Annotated in this window: 20 protein-coding genes; 8 read left to right on the top strand and 12 right to left on the bottom strand. The window is 73.7% G+C overall.

Annotated features, from left to right (window positions below; all coding sequences use genetic code 11):
- Positions 1-41 precede the first annotated feature (41 nt).
- From AC2D80_RS05145 to ccmA, 12 genes are all read right to left on the bottom strand, one after another.
- Positions 42-1,649, bottom strand: coding sequence for a sensor histidine kinase (locus AC2D80_RS05145; RefSeq protein ID WP_484631903.1), 1,608 nt, complete (start codon positions 1,647-1,649; stop codon positions 42-44).
- Positions 1,642-2,490 carry a transporter substrate-binding domain-containing protein gene (locus AC2D80_RS05140; protein WP_484631902.1) on the bottom strand — a complete coding sequence of 283 codons (849 nt, stop codon included), beginning with the start codon at positions 2,488-2,490 and terminating at the stop codon, positions 1,642-1,644. Before AC2D80_RS05140 ends, AC2D80_RS05145 begins: the two co-directional genes overlap by 8 nt.
- Positions 2,487-2,864, bottom strand: a complete 378-nt coding sequence (locus AC2D80_RS05135; RefSeq protein WP_484631901.1) for a response regulator — start codon at positions 2,862-2,864, stop codon at positions 2,487-2,489. The genes AC2D80_RS05140 and AC2D80_RS05135 overlap by 4 nt, the downstream gene beginning before the upstream one ends.
- Before the next feature lie 120 nt (positions 2,865-2,984).
- A complete protein-coding gene (ccmI, locus tag AC2D80_RS05130; RefSeq protein ID WP_484631900.1) occupies positions 2,985-4,217 on the bottom strand; it encodes a c-type cytochrome biogenesis protein CcmI in 1,233 nt (410 codons plus the stop codon).
- A complete protein-coding gene (locus AC2D80_RS05125; RefSeq protein ID WP_484631899.1) occupies positions 4,214-4,660 on the bottom strand; it encodes a cytochrome c-type biogenesis protein in 447 nt (148 codons plus the stop codon). Before AC2D80_RS05125 ends, ccmI begins: the two co-directional genes overlap by 4 nt.
- A complete protein-coding gene (locus AC2D80_RS05120) occupies positions 4,660-5,202 on the bottom strand; it encodes a DsbE family thiol:disulfide interchange protein (protein ID WP_484631898.1) in 543 nt (180 codons plus the stop codon). Before AC2D80_RS05120 ends, AC2D80_RS05125 begins: the two co-directional genes overlap by 1 nt.
- A complete protein-coding gene (locus AC2D80_RS05115) occupies positions 5,199-7,163 on the bottom strand; it encodes a heme lyase CcmF/NrfE family subunit (RefSeq protein ID WP_484631897.1) in 1,965 nt (654 codons plus the stop codon). The genes AC2D80_RS05120 and AC2D80_RS05115 overlap by 4 nt, the downstream gene beginning before the upstream one ends.
- On the bottom strand, positions 7,160-7,618 hold the full coding sequence (ccmE, locus tag AC2D80_RS05110) for a cytochrome c maturation protein CcmE (protein WP_484631896.1): 459 nt from the start codon (positions 7,616-7,618) through the stop codon (positions 7,160-7,162). The genes AC2D80_RS05115 and ccmE overlap by 4 nt, the downstream gene beginning before the upstream one ends.
- On the bottom strand, positions 7,615-7,833 hold the full coding sequence (ccmD, locus tag AC2D80_RS05105; protein WP_484631895.1) for a heme exporter protein CcmD: 219 nt from the start codon (positions 7,831-7,833) through the stop codon (positions 7,615-7,617). Before ccmD ends, ccmE begins: the two co-directional genes overlap by 4 nt.
- The gene (gene ccmC, locus AC2D80_RS05100) at positions 7,830-8,579 is read right to left on the bottom strand and encodes a heme ABC transporter permease CcmC (RefSeq protein WP_484631894.1); all 750 of its coding nucleotides are present in this window, start codon (positions 8,577-8,579) and stop codon (positions 7,830-7,832) included. Before ccmC ends, ccmD begins: the two co-directional genes overlap by 4 nt.
- A 36-nt stretch (positions 8,580-8,615) precedes the next feature.
- The gene (gene ccmB / locus AC2D80_RS05095) at positions 8,616-9,284 is read right to left on the bottom strand and encodes a heme exporter protein CcmB (protein WP_484632645.1); all 669 of its coding nucleotides are present in this window, start codon (positions 9,282-9,284) and stop codon (positions 8,616-8,618) included.
- A 65-nt stretch (positions 9,285-9,349) separates the two neighbouring features.
- Entirely contained in the window at positions 9,350-9,979 is a 630-nt protein-coding gene (gene ccmA / locus AC2D80_RS05090; RefSeq protein WP_484631893.1) for a cytochrome c biogenesis heme-transporting ATPase CcmA, read from the bottom strand.
- A gap of 49 nt (positions 9,980-10,028) precedes the next feature.
- Here ccmA and AC2D80_RS05085 point away from each other — a divergent pair, with 49 nt between their 5' ends.
- The 8 genes from AC2D80_RS05085 to pufB all read left to right on the top strand — a co-directional run bounded on the left by AC2D80_RS05085 (position 10,029) and on the right by pufB (position 18,784).
- On the top strand, positions 10,029-11,243 hold the full coding sequence (locus AC2D80_RS05085) for a Coenzyme F420 hydrogenase/dehydrogenase, beta subunit C-terminal domain (protein ID WP_484631892.1): 1,215 nt from the start codon (positions 10,029-10,031) through the stop codon (positions 11,241-11,243).
- Positions 11,244-11,341: 98 nt separating this feature from the next.
- Positions 11,342-12,259, top strand: a complete 918-nt coding sequence (locus AC2D80_RS05080) for a polyprenyl synthetase family protein (protein ID WP_484631891.1) — start codon at positions 11,342-11,344, stop codon at positions 12,257-12,259.
- 4 nt (positions 12,260-12,263) lie between these two features.
- Positions 12,264-13,490 carry a methyltransferase gene (locus AC2D80_RS05075; RefSeq protein ID WP_484631890.1) on the top strand — a complete coding sequence of 409 codons (1,227 nt, stop codon included), beginning with the start codon at positions 12,264-12,266 and terminating at the stop codon, positions 13,488-13,490.
- Between the two features lie 32 nt (positions 13,491-13,522).
- A complete protein-coding gene (bchC, locus tag AC2D80_RS05070) occupies positions 13,523-14,479 on the top strand; it encodes a chlorophyll synthesis pathway protein BchC (protein WP_484631889.1) in 957 nt (318 codons plus the stop codon).
- The gene (locus AC2D80_RS05065) at positions 14,476-15,483 is read left to right on the top strand and encodes a chlorophyllide a reductase iron protein subunit X (protein WP_484631888.1); all 1,008 of its coding nucleotides are present in this window, start codon (positions 14,476-14,478) and stop codon (positions 15,481-15,483) included. The genes bchC and AC2D80_RS05065 overlap by 4 nt, the downstream gene beginning before the upstream one ends.
- Before the next feature lie 3 nt (positions 15,484-15,486).
- Positions 15,487-17,034: a chlorophyllide a reductase subunit Y gene (gene bchY / locus AC2D80_RS05060; protein WP_484631887.1), complete on the top strand. Its 1,548-nt coding sequence runs from the start codon at positions 15,487-15,489 to the stop codon at positions 17,032-17,034.
- A gap of 1 nt (position 17,035) precedes the next feature.
- Positions 17,036-18,499, top strand: coding sequence for a chlorophyllide a reductase subunit Z (bchZ, locus tag AC2D80_RS05055; protein ID WP_484631886.1), 1,464 nt, complete (start codon positions 17,036-17,038; stop codon positions 18,497-18,499).
- A 141-nt stretch (positions 18,500-18,640) separates the two neighbouring features.
- Entirely contained in the window at positions 18,641-18,784 is a 144-nt protein-coding gene (pufB, locus tag AC2D80_RS05050) for a light-harvesting antenna LH1, beta subunit (RefSeq protein WP_484631885.1), read from the top strand.

Genomic DNA, 18,784 nt, shown 5'->3' with positions numbered 1-18,784 from the left:
CGCTCGCTGACTCCCCCGCTGAACGGCCGTCGCCAGACCGGTCAGGTGGTCAGCGAGGGCAGCGCTGGCAGGCTCACCTCGAAGCGGCTGCCGCGGTCGGGTTCGGAATGCACCGCGATGCGCCCGCCGTGCAGCTCGGCGATCTGCTGGCACAACGCCAGGCCCAGCCCCGTGCCTTCGTACTTGCGGCGCAGGTTGAGGCGCTGGAACGGACGGAACAGCTTGCCCAGGTCGCCCTCGGCGATGCCGATCCCGTTGTCCGCCACCGTGACGATCACCCGGTCGCCCTCGGTCCGGGCACTCACCTCGATCCGCGGTTGCCGGCCTGGCGGCATGAACTTCAGCGCGTTGGCCGTGAGGTTCTGGAACATCAGCGACAGCAGGCTCGCGTTGCCCATCACCCGCGGCAGCGGGCCGACGCGCAGCTCGGCGCCGGAGGACTCGATGCGCCCGGCCAGCGCCAGGCGCAGGTCGGCAAACAGCTCGTCCAGCGCCACCGGTTCGGGCTTCTGCGGGTCGCGCGCGTGCAGCTGCGCGTAACGCAGCACGTCGTCGAGCAAGGTGCGCATGCGGCCGCTGCTGCGCTGGACCAGATCGAGATAACGCTGGGCGTCCGGCGAGAGCCGGTCGCGTTCCTCGGCGATCAGGCCGGTGAACTGGGTGACCGTGTTGAGCGGCTCTCGCATGTCGTGGGAGGCGATGTGCACGAACTGCTCCAGCCGGTCGTTGGCGTGCTTGAGGTCGCGCGTGCGCTGCTCCAGCCGCGACTGGCCATCGCGGGTCTGGGCAATCGCCGCGGCCAGCAGATGGCATGGGGCCAGCGCGCCGGCGCAGGCGAGGTACACGAACACGTCCTGCCAGGCGGCGGTCACCGGCGGCGGCACCAGCACCCCAAAGGCGAGACAGGCGGCGAAGATGACCGCCACCGCCAGCGCGGCCAGCGCGGTGCCGGTCTGCTCCAGGCTCACGGCCGCGAGCATCAGGGGGATCGCCAGATAGACGAACGGATACGGCAGGTAGGCCAGCGACAGCACCGCCACCGACCCGCACAGCAACACCGACGACAACACCGGCACCGACAGCAGCTCGTCGCGCACCTCGCTGCCGGGCCGCTGCAGCACCAGCGCGGCCAGGGGCAGCACGGCCAGCGCCCCCAGCGCCGCGCCGGTGAACCAGCGCAGCCAGCCCTCGGGCAGCGGCACACCATCCACCAGACCCAGGGTGAGTGCGCCGACCGCCGCGCCCACGGCCGACGGCAGCAGCCCGCCCCACAACAGCAACACGCCCATGCGGCGCGGGCTGCGCACGTCGTGCGCGTGCAGGCCGCGCCGGCGCAGCAGGTAAGCCGCCAGAAAAATCTCCACGAGGTTGGCGGGCACCAGCCGCATGGCGTGCCACCAGCCCTCGCTGGCCGGCCAGTTGGCCAGCCCGCCCGCCACCACCAGCGCCGCGACCACGCCCAGCCGCGCGCCGCGCGGCGCGAAGGTCAGCGCGGCCACCCCCACCGCGTTGGCGAACCACAGCGCGGCGATGCTCCCCGGTTGCTCGGACAAGCCGATCGACAGCCAGCCCAGCCCCAGGTAGAACAGCCCGGTGAGCGACGCCCAGCGCCAGGCGTCGCCCTGCCCGGCGCGCCACGCCTCAACCATCGCGCGCTCCCACCCGCCGCCACGCCAGGGCGAGCGCCAGCGCCAACGCGCCCAGCCCCAACCACGCCGGCCACTGCCGGCGCGGCGCCATCGCCTCCACCGGCAGCGACGCCATCCACCGATCGGTGATGGCGCGCCGCTCCGCCGCCGGCAGGGCGGCCAGCGCGCGGTCCAGGGCTTCCACCACCTGCGGCTGACCCAGCCGCACACCAAAGGACAAGGGGTAGCTGAAGCCCACCCGGCCCACGCTGCGCAACGCGCCCAGGCCATGGCGCTCGATGATCCAGGCGGCGCTGGCCGCGTCGACCACCGCCGCCGCGAAATCGCCGCGCGCCACCCCGATGAGGGCCACCGTGTCGTCGCTCACCGCCCGCCACGCCACGCCGGGGTGGGCCTCGCGCATCGGGCGCTCCACCGCATATCCCGCACCCACCGCCACCGGCTGCCCCGCCAGGGCGGCCAACCCCCGGTCGGCCACACGGGCCGGCGCGTCGTCGCGCGCGAGCAGGATGGCGGGGACCTCGACATAAGGCCGGGTGAACGCCAGAAACGCGGCGCGCTCCGGCGTGGGCCGCAGGGACGTGATGAGATCGGCCTCGCCGCGCTGCAGTTGTGAGAGCAGGGTCGCCAGCGGCTGCGGGGGCAACGGCTGGATGCGCAAGCCCGCGCGGGCGGCCGCGGCGTCCAGTACGTCGATGGACAGGCCACGCGGGGTGCCGTCCGCGTCCACAAACACGAAGGGCGGGTAGTCGCGCTCCACCGCCAGGCGCAGCTCGGCAGCGGCCGCGCTCACCGTCAGCGCCGACAGGCACCAGGCCCAGGTCAGCGCATGGCGTCTCACGGCAGCCCCAGGCGTTCCATGAGGCCCCGGAGTTGCGCGGGGGTCACGGGCTTGGTGAGGTAGTCGCGCACGATCGGGTGGCGGCGCGCGCGCGACTCGTCCAGCGGGTTGGGCGACGAGGACAACACCGCCACCGGCGGGGGTGGCGCGGGACGCGACTGCAGCGCGTCGAGCAGCTCAAACCCGTCCATCGCGGGCATGTTGATGTCCATCAGGATGAGCGCCACCGCCGGGCCGTCATCGAGCGTGGCCAGCGCGTCATCGGCGGTCTCACAGGCCTCCAGGGCCACGTCCAGCCCCGCCCGCTCGAACATGAGCCGCGTGTACAGCAGATCGCCCTCGCTGTCGTCGACGAGCACCACCCGGTGTGTCATGAAACGTGTCTTCCCTGAACTTTTGTTTCAGAGGATGCTAGCGCCAAGGCAATCCCGCGTGGTGCGGTGGGATGACCACAAACGGGGGACAGCCAGTCGCGGTCGGGTCAGCGCGACCGCTCAGGGCCGCACGCGGTCGATGCGCAGCCGAAGGCCCTGCGCCGGTACGGCCACCGCCCGCGCCTCGCCCACCCAGTCGCCCGCCTGCGGCAGCGGCTGGCCGCTGCGGCTGACCCGCGCCTCGATCACCACGCGCTCGTGGCCCGCCAAGCCCTGGCCCGCGACCATCGCCTGCGCGGGCCCCAGCAGGAAGGCGCTGGCCGCCGCGCGCGCCGGCTGGCGCCACACCGCCAGCGGCGGTCCGCCGCCCTGCGCGCGCCGGGCCACCACATACAACACGTCGTCGGGGCGGAGGTCGGCCGCGAGCGCGGGCGCGATTTCCACCGAGCCGCGCAAGCTCGGGCCCTCGGGCGGCGCCGTGGCGGTGGCGGCCACGGGCGGCGCGCCCAGCGCGGCGAGCGAGGCGGCCAGGCCCTGGGCCAGCGGGCTGCCCGGTGGCGCGTGGCGCAGGGCTTCGGTCCAGAGGCGCTGTGCCTCGACCAGGTCCTGGCGGGCGTGGGCCGCGGCTCCGGCCAGCGCCAGCGCCTTGGGGTGGTTCGGTGCCACGGTCAGGGCGCGCGCGATCAGCCGCTCGGCCTGTGCAGCGCGGTCCGCGCCGGGCACCAGACCGAGCAGGTCGGCCCGATCGGCCAGCCAGTCGGGCTGGTCGGGCTGGCGCTCCAGCGCCTCGCCCAGCGACCGCTCGGCGTCGGCCCAGCGCTGCAGGCCGGCCTGGGCGCGGGCCAGCATGGCCCAGGCCACGGCGTCTTCGGCGCGGCCAGCCGGCTGCGCCGCCAGCGAGCGGGCCATGCGGTCCACCATGTCGGCCACATCGTCGCGGGCGACAGCGCTGTCGGCGCGGGGCGCCGCGAGGTCGGGCCGGCCATGCACGAGGTAGGCGCCGAGGGCCACGGCCACGGCCAGCGCCAGCCCCACGGCGCCGGGCAGGCTGCCACCGGGGCGGGTCATCACCGGCGCGCGCGGCACCGCCTCGGCCAGCGCGCGCTGCGCGATTTCGGCCAGTGCGCGGGCGTGGTCCGCGTCGTCCAGCACCCCGGCGCTGCGCTGCGCCGCCAGCGCGCGCCGCTGTCCGCGCAGCAGGTCGAGCGCGTCCAACGCGCCGCTTTCGGCCGGCGGGGGGCGGCGCCAGGCCCGCCACAGCGGCCAGCCGCTGGCGCCGACCAGCAGCAAGGCGGCGAGCAGAAAAGGCAGCGCGGCGGACAGGCCGGCGGCGGTGGTGCTGAGATCGGTCATGGCGGACTCCGGGGTTCGTCCAGCAGGCGCTGCGCGCGGCGCCAGTCGGCCTCGCTGAGCGCGGGCGGTGGCGCGGGCCGGCGGTTGCGCCGCACGAGCAGCACCACCGCAGCCAGCAGCGCGGCAAACGGCCCGAGCCACAGCAGGCCGGTGCGGGCCGACCACGGCGGGCGGTAGAGCACAAACTCGCCGTAGCGCGCGACCATGAAATCGCGCACCTCCGCGTCGCTGCGGCCCGCGGCGAGCTGCTCGCGGATCTGCGCGCGCAGGTCCTGCGCCAGCTCCGCGTGGGAAGCGGCCACGGTTTCGTTCTGGCAGACCAGACAGCGCAGCTGCTCGCCCAGGGCCTGGGCGCGGGCGTCCAGCGTCGGATCGGCCAGCGCCGCGCCGGCCCACAGCGCCACGGTGAGCAGGGCTGCGCGGCGGATTCGCCCGGCCGCCATCACCCGGCCCCCGGCGCGAGTTCGCGCAACAGCGGCAGCACGCGCTGCTGCACGGCCTCGGGCGTCAACGGGCCGGTGTGCTTGAGGCGAATGACGCCGGCGCGGTCGATCACGTACGTCTCGGGCACGCCATACACGCCGAAATCGAGCCCCACGCGGCCGGCGCTGTCCTGCACGGTGGCGCGGTAGGGATTGCCGTGGCGCGCCAGCCAGGCGCTGGCGGCCGCGGGCTGGTCCTTGTAGTTCAGCCCGATCACCGGCACGCCGGCCTGGCGCGCGAGGTCGATCAGCACCGGGTGTTCCGCCTGGCAGGCCACGCACCACGACGCCCAGACGTTGACCACCCAGACCTGCCCGCGCAGGCTCTGGCTGGACAGCGTGGCCGGCGTGGCGGGCGTGGCGGCCAGCAAGGGCAGCTCGAAGGTCGGCGCGGCGCGGCCCACCAGCGGGGACGGCACGTCGCGCGGGTCGCGCTGCAGCCCGGCGCCCAGCAGGCCGACCAGGGCCAGAAACACCAGCAGCGGCCAGACGAAGCGCCTCATGCGAAATCCCCCACCGCGGCAGGCGCGGGCTGGGCGGCCGACGCGGGCGCGCGGCGGCGGTAGCGGGCGTCGGCCGCCGCGAGCAGGCCGCCGAGCGCCATCAGCAGGCAGCCGATCCAGATGCCGTTGACCAGCGGCTTGTGGTGCAGCCGCAGGCTCCAGGCGGTGTCGCTCACCGGCTCCCCGAGGGCGACGTAGAGGTCGCCGCGCCAGCCGCGGTGGATGGCCACCTCGGTCATCGGCATGCGGCTGACGTTGTAGACGCGTCGCTCGGGCCGCAGCGTGGCCACCGGCTCGCCGTCCTGCGTGACCGCCACCCGGGCCCGGACCGCGCTGTGGTTGGGGCCTTGCACCACATCGAGGGCTTCCAGCGTGAAGCGGCGGCCGGCGACCTCGGCCCACTGGCCGGGCTCCAGGCGCACGTCGCGCTCGGTCTGGAAGGTGCTGACCACGGTGACCGCCAGCACGAACAGCGCCACGCCGCCGTGCGCCAGCTGCAGGCCCCACCAGCGCGCCGGCGGCCAGCGCTGCGGCATCTCGCGCAGGCGCGGCCACGCGCCGGCCACGGTGGCGGCGGCGAGCCAGGCGGCCAGCGCCAGGCCCAGCCCGGCCAGCGGCGTGAGCGCCTGCAGGGCCAACGCGGCGGCGGCCGCACTCACCAGCGCCACGCCAGCGGCCACGCGCAGGCGCCGCCCCAGCTCGGGCAGGGCCGCGCGGCGCCAGCGCGCCAGCGGCCCCACGCCCATGAGAAACAGGGCCGGGGCCATCAGCGGCACGAACACCGCGTTGAAGTACGGCGGGCCGACCGACAGCTTGCCCAGGCCGAGCGCGTCCAGCGCCAGCGGGTAGAGCGTGCCCAGCAGCACCGCGCCCGTGGCGCACAGGAGCAGCACGTTGTTGGCCAGCAGGAAGGTCTCGCGCGACACCGCGGCGAACGGTCCGCCCTCGCCCAGCGACGGCGCGCGCCACGCGTAGAGCGCCAGCGACCCGCCCACCACCACCGCCAGGAAGCCGAGGATGAACACCCCGCGCGCCGGGTCGGTGGCGAAGGCGTGGACCGAGCTGAGCACGCCGGAGCGCACGATGAAGGTGCCCAGCAGCGCGAGCGAAAACGCCAGCAGCGCCAGCAGCACGCTCCAGCGCGTGAGCGCGCCGCGCGTCTCGGTGACCGCCAGCGAGTGCAGCAGCGCGGTGCCCACCAGCCAGGGCATGAAGGACGCGTTTTCCACCGGGTCCCAGAACCACCAGCCCCCCCAGCCCAGCTCGTAATAGGCCCAGAAGCTGCCCAGCGCGATGCCCAGGGTGAGGAAGGCCCAGGCGGCGGCGGTCCAGGGCCGCGAGGCGTGGGCCCAGGCGGTGTCGACGCGCCCGCCGAGCAAGGCCGCGACCGCAAAGGCAAAGGCGACCACGAAACCCACGTAGCCCATGTAGAGCATCGGCGGGTGGATCGCCATGCCCGGGTCCTGCAGCAGCGGGTTGAGGTCCAGCCCGTCCGGCGGGGCGGGCAGCAGGCGCTCAAAGGGGTTGGAGACGAGCAGCGTGAACAGCAGGAAACCGGCGCTGATCAGGCCCATCACGCCGAGCACCCGGGCGCGCATGGCGGCGTCCAGCCCGCGCACCGCCCACACCGAGACCGCCACGCTCCAGCCGGCGAGGATCAGGGCCCAGAGCAGGATCGAGCCTTCGTGGTTGCCCCAGACCGCGCTGAGGCGGTAGATCAGCGGCAGCGTGGTGTGGGAGTGCGAGGCGGCGAGCTTGACGCTGAAGTCGGAGATGACGAAGGCGTGGGTCAGGCCGGCGTAGGCCAGCAGCAGCAGCACGGCCTGCACGCGCGCCGCGGGCACGGCCAGCGCCATCGCACCGGCGTGGCCGCGCGCCGCGCCCCACAGTGGCACCAGCCCTTGCAGCAGCGCGGCGGCCAGGGCGAGGGCCAGCGCGAGGTGGGAGAGTTCGACGATCATCGCGCGGCCTCCGGCGCCACGGTGCCCTGCCCCGCGCGGGCCCGGGCCAGCGCGTCGGCGGCCTCGGGTGCCATGTAGTTTTCATCGTGCTTGGCCAGCACCTGCTCGGCGCGGAACACGCCGTCGGCCCCGAGCTGTCCTTGCGCGACCACGCCTTTGCCCTCCTGAAACAGGTCGGGCAGCAGGCCGGTGTAGGTCACCGGCACACGCTTGACCGTGTCGGTGACCATGAAGCGCACCGTCAGGCCCTGCGCGCCGCGCACGACGCTGCCCTCCTCCACCAGTCCGCCGACGCGGAAGGTGCGTCCGGCCGGCACCTGCTGGGCCAGCACGTCGCTGGGGCTGTGGAAAAACACGAGGTTGCTGCGGAAGGCGTTGAGCACCAGCGCGCTGGCGGCGCCCACGGTGCCCAGCCCCACGACCAGGGCGAGCAGGCGGCGGCGGCGCGGCGTCATGGCGCGCTCTCCCGGCGCGCGCGCTCGGCCGGCGCGGCGGCGAGCGAGCCGGTGAGCGAAGCGGTCACCGCCTCGTCGTCGCGCTGGCGCCGCTGCAGCCGCGCGCGCAGCACGAGCAGCGCCACCTCGGCCACCAGCACCGCGGCGCACATCGCCAGCGCGCCCCACACGTAGCGGCCGTGGCCGCCGAGTTCCCACCAGTCCGATGCGTTCATGACCCCACCTCCATCGAGCGTTGCGCCCACGCGGTGTGCGCCTCGCGCTCGCGCAGCTCCAGCCGCGCGCGCGCCAGCGCCACCGCGATGCAATACGCCCAGGCGGCCAGCGCCATGAGCACCATGCCCGCCAGCATGGGCGCGGCCATGCTGGGGGGTTTGTTCAGCGTGACCGAGGCGCCCTGGTGCAGCGTGTTCCACCACTGCACCGAGAAATAGATCACCGGCAGGTTGACCACGCCCACGATCGCCAGCAGCCCGGCGGCGCGGTCGGCGCGCCGCTTGTCCTCGATGGCGCCGTGCAGGGCCATGAAGCCGAGGTAGAGGAACAGCAGCAGCAGCTCCGAGGTGAGGCGCGCGTCCCACACCCACCACGCGCCCCAGGTCGGCTTGCCCCAGAGCGCGCCGGTCCACAGCGCCAGAAAGGTCATGAGCGCGCCGGTGGGCGCCAGCGACACCGCCAGCACACTGGCCAGCCGCGCGTTGAACACCAGCCCGACCGCGGCCCAGAAGGCCATGGCGGCGTAGACGATCATCGACATCCAGGCCGTGGGGACGTGCACATAAATGATCCGGTAGGCCTCGCCCTGCACCGCGTCGGTCGGCGCGACGACGAAGCCGACGAACAGGCCGGCCACGGCCAGCAGCGCCGCCACCGCGCCGTACCACGGCACCAGCCGCGCCGCCAGCCGGTCGAAGCGGGCCGGGGCGGCGAAATGGCTCCAGCGCAGGGGGCGGGCGTTCATGGGCGGCTCCGGGGGGACTGACGGGTCATGGCGGACTCATTCGGTGGCGATGCGCAGGGCGGCGGCGGTGGCCAGCGCGGCGCCGGGGGCGGCGAGCAGCAGGGCCGCGCCGAGCAGGGACAGGTGGGGCGTGGCGCCCAGGCCGGCGGCCTGCGCCTGCACCGCGCCCGCCCCGAAGATCAGCACCGGCGCCAGCAGCGGCAGCACCAGCAGCGCGCCGAGCAGGACGCCGCCGCGCAGACCCAGGGTGAGGGCCGCGCCGAGCGCGCCCAGCAGCGCGATCACCGGCGTGCCCAGCGCGAGCGACGCCATCAGCACCAGCGTCTGCGAACCATCCAGCCCGAAGGGCAGCGCCATCAGCGGGGCGGCCAGCACCAGCGGCAGCCCGGTGGTGACCCAGTGCGCCGCCACGCGCGCGAGCACCAGCAGCGCCAGCGGGTCGGGCGACAGCATCAGGCCGTCGAGGGTGCCGTCGGCGAGGTCGTCGGCCCACAGGTGCGACAGCGGCAGCGTGGACGCCAGCAGCGCCGCCACCCACAGCACGCCGGGGCCCAGCGCGGTGAGCTGCGCCGGCGACGGGCCCACGCCGAGCGTGAACAACACGATCACCAGCGCGCACAGGACCAGCGGGCCCAGCGCGTCGGCGCGTCGGCGCCAGGCCAGGCGCAGGTCGCGCGCGAACAGCGCCCGAGCGCCGTCGAGCAGGCCGGGTTCGGCCGCGCGGGCGTCGGACACCGGGGGGTGGGCCAGCGCGGGTGCCTGCGGCGTGTTCACAGCGCCAGCTCCCGCGCGGCCACGCCGTCCAGGGCCAGCGGCCAGTGGCTGGTGACCACCGCGCAGCCGCCGCGCGCGAGGTGGGCGCGCAGGAGGCCATGCAGCCAGCCGGTGGCGGCGGCGTCGAGCGCGTTGAACGGCTCGTCGAGCACCCACAGCGGCTGCGCGCGGGCGAGCGCCAGTCGGGCCAGCGCGGCGCGGCGCCGCTGGCCTTGCGACAGCCGGCCCACCGGCACCCGGCACAGCGGCGCCAGACCCGCCTCGGCCAGCGCCTGAGCGGCCTGCGCGGGCGCCACCGGGTGTCCGGCCAGCCGGGTGGCGGCGAGCAGGTTGTCGGTGGGGTCGAGGCCGTCTTTCAGGCCGGGCTCGTGGCCCAGGAACAGGCGGTCGCGGGCGAAGCGCTCGCGCTGCTCCGCCAGCGGCGCCCCGCGCCAGCACACCCGGCCGGCGGCCGGCGGCAGCAGCCCGGCCATCAGGCGCAGCAGGCTGGTCTTGCCGGCGCCGTTGGCGCCCGTCACCCGCAGCAACTCACCGCCGCCCAGGCGCAGGCTCACCGGCGCGAACAGCGCGCGCCCGCCCCGCTCGACGCGCACGGCGTCGAGGCTCAGGTCGGGGGTGTCGGACATCGTGACGCCTTGATTTGTCAATTTACATTGACACTTATATCATCGGACCATGGTTGACACAACGCCGCCGAGCGATCCTGCCCCCGCCCGGCGCCTGTGCACCGACTGCGGTCTCTCCCGCACCGCCGAGCCCGACCGCTGCGGGCAGGCCTGCCAATTTCTCCACCCGGACTACCCCGCGCTGGAAACCGCCGCCCACGGCCGGCCGCGCCAGACGCAGGGCGACGAACGCCTGTTTGGCCCCACGCAGGCGATGTGGCAGGCCGCGCTGCGCCAGCCGCTGGCCGGCGCGCAGTGGACCGGGCTGACCACGCGCCTGGCCGAGCGGCTGCTCGAACGCGGCGAGGTCGACGCCGTGATCGCCATGGCGCCCCACCCCGACGACCCCTGGCGGCCCCTGCCGGTGACCATCACCCGCGCCGCCGACATGGCCCGCTGCCGCGGCATGCGCATGGGTTTCGCGCCGTTGCTGGCGCAGGTGGAGCCGGCGCTGGCCGCCGGCCACCGGCGGCTGGCGGTGATCGGCATTCCCTGCCAGGTGCACGCGCTGCGCGCCATCCAGCCGCAGCTCGAGCGCGAGCACGGCCTGCAGCGCCTCATCGTGATTGGCACGCCCTGCTCCGACAACACCCACACCGAGCGCTTCCACGAGTTCCTCGCCCTGCTCGACGCCCACCCCGAAGACATCACCTACTGCGAATTCCGCGCCGACTACCACGTCGAGCTGCGCTGGCGCGACGGCCGCGTGCGCACCATCCCCTTCCTGCAGCTGCCACTGTCCACGCTGCCGGGCGACTTTTTCCCGCTCACCTGCCGCACGTGCGTGGACTACGCCAACAGCCTGTCGGACCTCACGGTGGGCTACATGGGCGGGCGCGGCGAGCAGTGGCTGCTGGTGCGCAACCCCACCGGGCAGGCCGTGCTTGACGGTCTGGGCGACGAGGTCCGCCTGCGGCCACCCGGCAGCGCCGGGCGCCGGGCGGGCGCGGTGCGGGGCTTCCTGGCCAACCTGCAGCGCGCCGCCGGTGGCCTGCCGCTGCGGCGCATGCCCGGCTGGCTGCGGCCGGTGGTGGGCTGGCTGATGCCGCGGGTGGGCCCGCGCGGGCTGGAGTTCGCCCGCGCGCGGGTGGAAATGAAGGCGCTGGAGACGGTGGTGCACCTGCACCGCGAGGCGCCCGCGCGGCTGCGCTCCATGGTGCCGGCCCACGTCGCGGCGGTGGCGCGCGAACACGGGCTCGACCCCGAGCCACCACCCCGGCGCTGAAAAGACCCCGGGGCGGGCGTTGACATTTGCTGGTGTCATGTTAGATTGACACTGTGATTGTCAGCACCTGTTGACAACGCCCACGCCGCGAGGGCCCCATGGACCTGCTGTCACGCCTCCAACACGCGCTCGACGCGACCCTGCGGCACGCCGAAGACCCCGGCACCCCCCCGCGCCTGCAAGGCGCCCTGCGCCACGCCGTCTTTCCCGGCGGCGCGCGCATCCGCCCGCAGCTCTGCCTGGCCGTGGCCAGCGCCTGCGGCGACGACGCGCCCGGCCTGAGCGACGCCGCGGCCGTGGCCATCGAGCTGCTGCACTGCGCCTCGCTGGTGCACGACGACCTGCCCGCCTTCGACGACGCCGACACCCGCCGCGGCCAGCCCACGGTGCACAAGGTCTACGGCGAACCGCTGGCGCTGCTGTCCGGCGACGCCCTGATCGTGATGGCCTTCCAGGCGCTGGCCCGGGCCGGCGCCGAACACCCGGCGCGGCTGGCCGGGCTGGTGGCCACCGTGGCCAACGGGGTCGGCGCGCCCCACGGCATCGTCGCCGGGCAGGCCTGGGAGTGCGAACCCACCGCCGACCTCGGCCGCTACCAGCGCGCCAAGACCGGCGCGCTGTTCGTCGCCGCCACCCGCGCCGGGGCGCTGGCCGCCGGCGCCAACCCCGCCCACTGGAGCGCGCTGGGCGAATGCCTCGGCGAGGCCTACCAGGTGGCCGACGACATCCGCGACGTGCTGCTCGCCAGCGACCAGCTCGGCAAACCCGCCGGCCAGGACGCCGCCCACCACCGGCCCAGCGCCGCCAATGACCTCGGCCTGCGTGGGGCGCTCGACCACTTCCACGGCCTGATGCAGGCCGCGGTGGACGCCGTGCCGGAGGGGCCGGCCCGCGGCGCCCTGCAGGCGCTGGTCAGACACGAGGCCGAGCGCCTGCTGCCGGCCAGCGCGCTGCAGCGCCTGGGCCGCCTGCCTGTGGCCGTGGAAGCCACGCCGGTCCGCCGCGCGGTGGCCTGAGCCCATGGACACCGCCCCCGCCGGCAACCCGATGCCCCCGGTGACGCCCTCGTGGCGCGCCCGCTGGGCGCGGCAGGTCGACCGCTGGATGACCAGCCCCGCGCTGGGCGCCTGGGCCGCGGCCAACCCGCTCACCCGCGGCCTTGTGCGCCGCCGCTCCCACGACCTGTTCGACCTCATGGCCGGCTTCGTGCACAGCCAGGTGTTGCTGGCCTGCGTGCGGCTGCGGCTGTTTGAGCGCGTGCTGGCGCAGCCGCAGACCGTGGGCGAGATGGCCGAGGCGCTGCGACTCCCCGCGGCCATGCTGCAGCGGCTCACCGACTCGGCCGTGGCGCTGCGCCTGCTGGAGCGCCGCCCAGGCGGCCGCCTGGGCCTCGGTCCGCTCGGCGCGCCGGTGGCCACGCACGCCGGCATCCGCGACATGGTCGAACACAACGCCACGCTCTACGCCGACCTGACCGACCCGATCGCTCTGCTGCGCGACCCCGACCGCGCCCGCATGCACGCCTGGTGGCCCTACACCGACCACCGCGACGGCGAAGCGCAGCCGCCCGCACCGGCCGAGCATTTCGAGCGCTACTCGGCGCTGATGGCCAGCTCCCAGCGCTTCGTCATCGACGAACTGCTCGCCAGCCATGATTTCCGCCCCCACCGCACCGTGCTCGACGTCGGCGGCGGCCTGGCCGGCTGGCTGATCGCCCTCGCCCACGCCCACCCCCACCTGCGCCTGATCCACATGGACCTGCCGCCGGTGTCGGCGCTGGCGGCCGATCGCATCGCCACCGCCGGCCTCACCGAGCGCATCACCACCCACCCCGGCAGCTTCACGCAGGACGAGCTGCCCACCGGCGCGGACCTGGTCACGCTGGTGCGCGTGGCCCACGACCACCCGGACGCCACGGTGCTGGCCCTGCTGCGCCGCATCCACGCCGCGCTGCCGCCCGGCGGCGCGCTCCTGCTGGCCGAACCGATGGCCGAGGCCAGCGGCAGCCCCGCCCCGCCCGACCCGTACTACCACTTCTACCTGCTCGCCATGGGCTCCGGGCGGCTGCGCACCCCGGAAGCCCTCACCGCGCTGCTGCGCCAGGCCGGTTTCGCCACCGTCGACCGGCCGAGCAGCCGCCTGCCGTTGCACGCCACGCTGCTGCTCGCGCGCCGCGCCGGCGCACCGGCTGTCGGACCGGCCGCGGGTTTTCCCGCCGAGACACGCGATAGCGTCAATTTAAATTGACAGTTGTGTTTGTCACGCGTTAAATACACCTCATGAAAGCCAGCGCCATCGTCTTCCAGAGCCCCTGCCACCTGTCGGTGCGGGCGCTGCCGCTGCGGGCCCTGACCGACGGCGACATCGACGTGGCGGTGGAACACAGCGGCATCAGCACCGGCACCGAGCGCCTGCTCTGGGACGGCAGCATGCCGCCCTTCCCCGGCATGGGTTACCCGCTGGTGCCCGGCTACGAAACGGTGGGCCGGGTGCGCCGCGCCCCGGCCAACAGCCCGCTGCGCGAAGGCGACCGAGTGTTCGTGCCCGGCTCCTACAGCTTTGAAGGCGTGCACAACCTGTTCGGCGGCGCCGGTTCGCGCCTGGTGGTGCCCGCCGACCGGGTGGTGCGCCTGAAAGAAGGCGTGGCCGACGGCGCGGCCGCCGTGCTGCTGGCGCTGGCCGCCACGGCCTATCACACGGTGAGTTACGGCGGCACCCGCGATCCCGACACACCGCCCGACCTCATCGTCGGCCATGGCGTGATGGGCCGCCTGCTGGCGCGCCTGACCGTGGCCGCCGGCGCGCCCGCCCCGGTGGTCTGGGAAACCCAGGCCGCGCGCCAGGGCGGGGCCGACGGCTACGCCGTGATCCACCCGGACGACGACGACCGGCGCGACTACCGCGCGGTCTACGACGTCAGCGGCGACGCCGCGATCCTCGACCGCGTGATCCCGCGCCTGGCCAAGGGCGGCGAGGTCGTGCTGGCGGGCTTCTACACCCAGGACCTGCGCTTCGCCTACGCGCCGGCCTTCCTGCGCGAGGCCAGCATCCGCGTGGCCGCGGAATGGAAGCGCGCCGACCTGCTCGCCGTGACCGAACTGGTCAACACCGGGCGCCTGTCGCTCGACGGCCTGATCACCCACACCGAAAGTCCGCTGCGCGCCCACGGCGCCTACGAGACGGCCTTCGGCGACCCCCACTGCCTCAAGATGGTCCTCGACTGGAGACTCGGATGAACGCACCGGAAATCAGGGTCCACCCGGCCCATTACATGGACCGGCTGCGCGACGAAGCGGCCCAGGAACCACCGCCCGTGGCCACCGGCGAGGTGAAGAAAGAGACCCAGATCATCGCGATCTACGGCAAGGGCGGCATCGGCAAAAGCTTCACGCTGGCCAACCTCAGCTACATGATGGCGCAGCAGGGCAAGAAGGTGCTGCTGATCGGCTGCGACCCGAAGAGCGACACCACCAGCCTGCTGTTTGGCGGCAAGGCCACGCCCACCATCATCGAGACCAGCAGCCGCAAGAAGCTCGCCGGCGAGCCGGTGTCCATCGGCGACGTCTGCTTCAAGCGCGACGGCGTGTTCGCGATGGAGCTCGGCGGCCCCGAGGTCGGCCGCGGCTGCGGCGGACGCGGGATCATCCACGGCTTCGAGACGCTGGAGAAGCTCGGCTTCCACGACTGGGGCTTCGACTACGTGCTGCTGGATTTCCTAGGCGACGTGGTCTGCGGCGGCTTCGGCCTGCCGATCGCCCGCGACATGTGCCAGAAGGTCATCGTGGTGGGCAGCAACGACCTGCAGTCGCTCTACGTGGCCAACAACGTGTGCAGCGCGGTCGAGTATTTCCGCAAGCTCGGCGGCAACGTCGGCGTGGCCGGCATGGTGATCAACAAGGACGACGGCACCGGCCAGGCACAGGCCTTTGCGGCCAACGCCGGCATCCCGGTGCTGGCCAGCATCCCGGCCCACGAGGACATCCGCCGCAAGAGCGCCAGCTACGAAATCATCGGCAAGCCCGATGGCGAGTGGGGCCCGCTGTTCGCCGAACTGGCGAAAAACGTCGCCGAGGCGCCGCCGCAGCGGCCCAAGCCGCAGACGCAGGACGAATTGCTCGGCCTGTTTTCCGCCGAGGTCACCGGCCGCGACTTCCAGATGGAGCCGGCGACGCTGTTCGACATGTGCGGCCGCCAGGACCTGGTCAAGCCGTCGCTCGAAGTCGTGTACGACCAGGCCTGATCGATGAACCAGCCCGTCATCCCCATCGTCCCGGTGGCCGTGCCCACCGCGCTGGAAGGCGACGGCATGGGCTGCCACGCCGGCGGCGAGGCGCTGCTGGGCGCGGCCCGCCAGGCGGGCAAGAGCGAGGTGCTGGCGCGCTACGCGGCCGACTACCCGACCGACGCCGCGCGCGGCCCGCACGACCAGCCGCAAAGCATGTGCCCGGCCTTCGGCTCGCTGCGCGTGGGCCTGCGCATGAAGCGCACCCTGAGCATCCTCTCGGGCAGCGCCTGCTGTGTCTACGGCCTGACCTTCACCAGCCACTTCTACGGCGCGCGCCGCAGCGTGGGCTATGTGCCGTTCAACAGCGAGACGCTGGTGACCGGCAAGCTGTTCGAGGACATCCGCGAGGCCGTGCACGCGCAGGCCGACCCGGAGAAGCTTGACGCCATCGTCGTGACCAACCTGTGTGTGCCCACGGCCAGCGGCGTGCCGCTGCAGCTGCTGCCCAAGGCCATCAACGGCGTGCGCATCGTGGGCATCGACGTGCCGGGCTTCGGCGTGCCGACGCATGCGGAGGCCAAGGACGTGCTGGCCGGCGCGATGCTGCGCTACGCCCGCGACGAGGTGATGGCCGGCCCGGTACCGGCGCCGGCGCGCGGCCGCGGCGACCTGCCCGCTGTCACGCTGCTGGGCGAAATGTTTCCGGCCGATCCGGTGGGCATCGCGCAGCTGCTCGCCCCGATGGGCCTGGCGGTCGGCACCGTGGTGCCCACGCGCGAGTGGCGCGAGCTTTACGCGGCGCTGGACGGCGCGGTGGTCGCCGCCATCCACCCCTTCTACACCGCCAGCGTGCGCGAATTCCAGGCCGCGGGCCGCCCCGTGGTGGGCTCGGCGCCGGTGGGCGTGGACGGCACACACGCCTGGCTGGCCGCCATTGGCGACGCGCTGAACATCGCGCCGGCCGCGGTGGGCGCGGCGCAGGACCGCGCCACCAGCGCGATCCGCGGCCTGCTCGCGCAGCAGCGGATCCAGGGCCGCATCACGCTCTCCGGCTACGAGGGCTCCGAGCTGCTGGTTGGCCGGCTGCTCGTGGAGTGCGGCGCCGATCTGCGCTACGTGGGCTCCGCCTGCCCGGCCACGCCCTGGAACGCGGCCGATGCCGCCTGGCTGCAGGCCCACGGCGTGCAGGTGCGGTTCCGCGCCTCGCTGGAAGACGACATCGCCGCGGTGCACGAACACCGCCCCCAGCTGGCGATCGGCACCACGCCAGTCGTGCAGGCGGCCAAGCAGGCGCGCATCCCGGCGCTGTACTTCACCAACCTGATCTCGGCGCGGCCGCTGATGGGCGTGATGGGCGCGGGCTCGCTGGTGCCGGTGATCAACGCCGCCATCGCCAACCAGGCCCGCTTCGACCGCATGAGCGATTTCTTCGGCCAGACCGGCGAGGGCGACCGCGCCGGCGTCTGGACCGACGAGCCCGAGCTGCACCCCGAGTTCCGCGCCGAGCACAAGCGGCGCATGGACAAGGCCGCCAAGCGCCGCAAGGCAGAAGAGACGGGGCCCTGACATGCTGATCCTCGACCACGATCGCGCGGGCGGCTACTGGGGTGCCGTGTACGTGTTCACCGCCATCAAGGGCCTGCAGGTCGTCATTGACGGCCCGGTGGGTTGCGAAAACCTGCCGGTGACCAGCGTGCTGCACTACACCGACGCGCTGCCGCCGCATGAACTGCCGATCGTCGTGACCGGCCTGGCCGAGGAGCAACTCGGCCGCGAAGGCACCGAGGGCGCGATGAAGCGGGCCCACGCGGTGCTCGACCCCGAGCTGCCGGCCGTGGTGGTCACGGGATCCATCGCCGAGATGATCGGCGGCGGCGTCACCCCCGAAGGCACCGGCCTGCTGCGCTTCCTGCCGCGCACCATCGACGAAGACCAGTGGCAGTGCGCCAACCGCGCGCTGATGTGGCTCTGGACCGAGTACGGCATGAAGAAGGTGCCGGCCCGCGAACACCGCCCCGGCGTTCGCCCGCGCGTGAACCTGATCGGCCCGAGCTACGGGGTGTTCAACGGGCCGAGCGACGTGGCCGAAATCAAGCGGCTCGTGCAAGGCATCGGCTGCGAGGTGAACCTCGTGTTCCCGCTGGGCAGCCACCTGGCCGATGTGTCGCGCCTGGTGGAGGCCGACGTGAACATCTGCCTGTACCGCGAATTCGGACGTGGCCTGTGCGAGATGCTGGAGCGCCCGTACCTGCAGGCCCCGATCGGCCTGCACAGCACGACCGCGTTCCTGCGCGAGCTCGGCCGCCTGACCGGGCTGGACCCCGAGCCCTTCATCGAGCGCGAGAAGCACACGACGATCAAGCCGGTGTGGGACCTGTGGCGCAGCGTGACGCAGGACTTCTTCGCCACCGCGAGCTTCGGCATCGTGGCCGGTGAGACCTACGCCCGCGGCCTGCGGCACTTCCTGGAAGACGAGCTGGGTCTGCCCTGCCGCTTCGCGGTGTCGCGCAAGGCAGGCGAGAAAACCGACAACGCCGCGGTGCGCGAGCTGGTGCACACGAAGACGCCGCTGGTGCTGTTTGGCAGCGTCAACGAGCGCATGTACCTCGCCGAAGCGGGCAGCACCGGACCAATGCGCGCGGCCTACATCCCCGCGTCCTTTCCCGGCGCCATCATCCGCCGCGCCACCGGCACGCCCTTCATGGGCTACGCCGGGGCGACGTATGTGGTGCAGGAGGTGTGCAACGCGCTGTTTGACGCGCTGTTCCACATCCTGCCTCTGGGCACCGACATGGACCGCGGCGAGGCCACGCCCGCCCGCGAAAGCGCCCGCAACACGCCCTGGGACGACGCCGCGCAGGCCCGTCTGCAGGCCATCGTGGCGGGCCAGCCGGTGCTGGTGCAGATCAGCGCGGCGAAGCGGCTGCGCGATGCCGCCGAGCAGCAGGCGCGCACCCGCGGCGATGGCTGCGTGCAGACCGATCACGTCAATGCGGCCGGGCGAGCGCTCGGCCTGGGAGTGCCGGCATGAGCCAGACCCGCACCCCTCACCCACACGGTCCGCGCCGCGCGCGGACCACCCCGATGTCGAGGCGTTCTGCCCCGGCTGCCCACGGTCGCGCGGGTTGGGCGCACCACAGGCCAACCGGCCTTTAACGAGAAGGAGCCATCCATGTCATCTCGGACTTCCATATCCGGCCTGACGGACGACGAAGCTCAGGAGTTCCACCAGTACTGGGTCCAAGGCTTTGTGGGTTTCACGGCGATTGCCGTGGTCGCCCACTTGCTGGTCTGGTTCTGGCGGCCCTGGCTGTAA

The organism is Hydrogenophaga sp. T66 (genome assembly GCF_057219855.1).
Note: the sequence above shows the minus strand (reverse complement) of the source record. Positions and strands in the feature narration are given on the sequence as shown.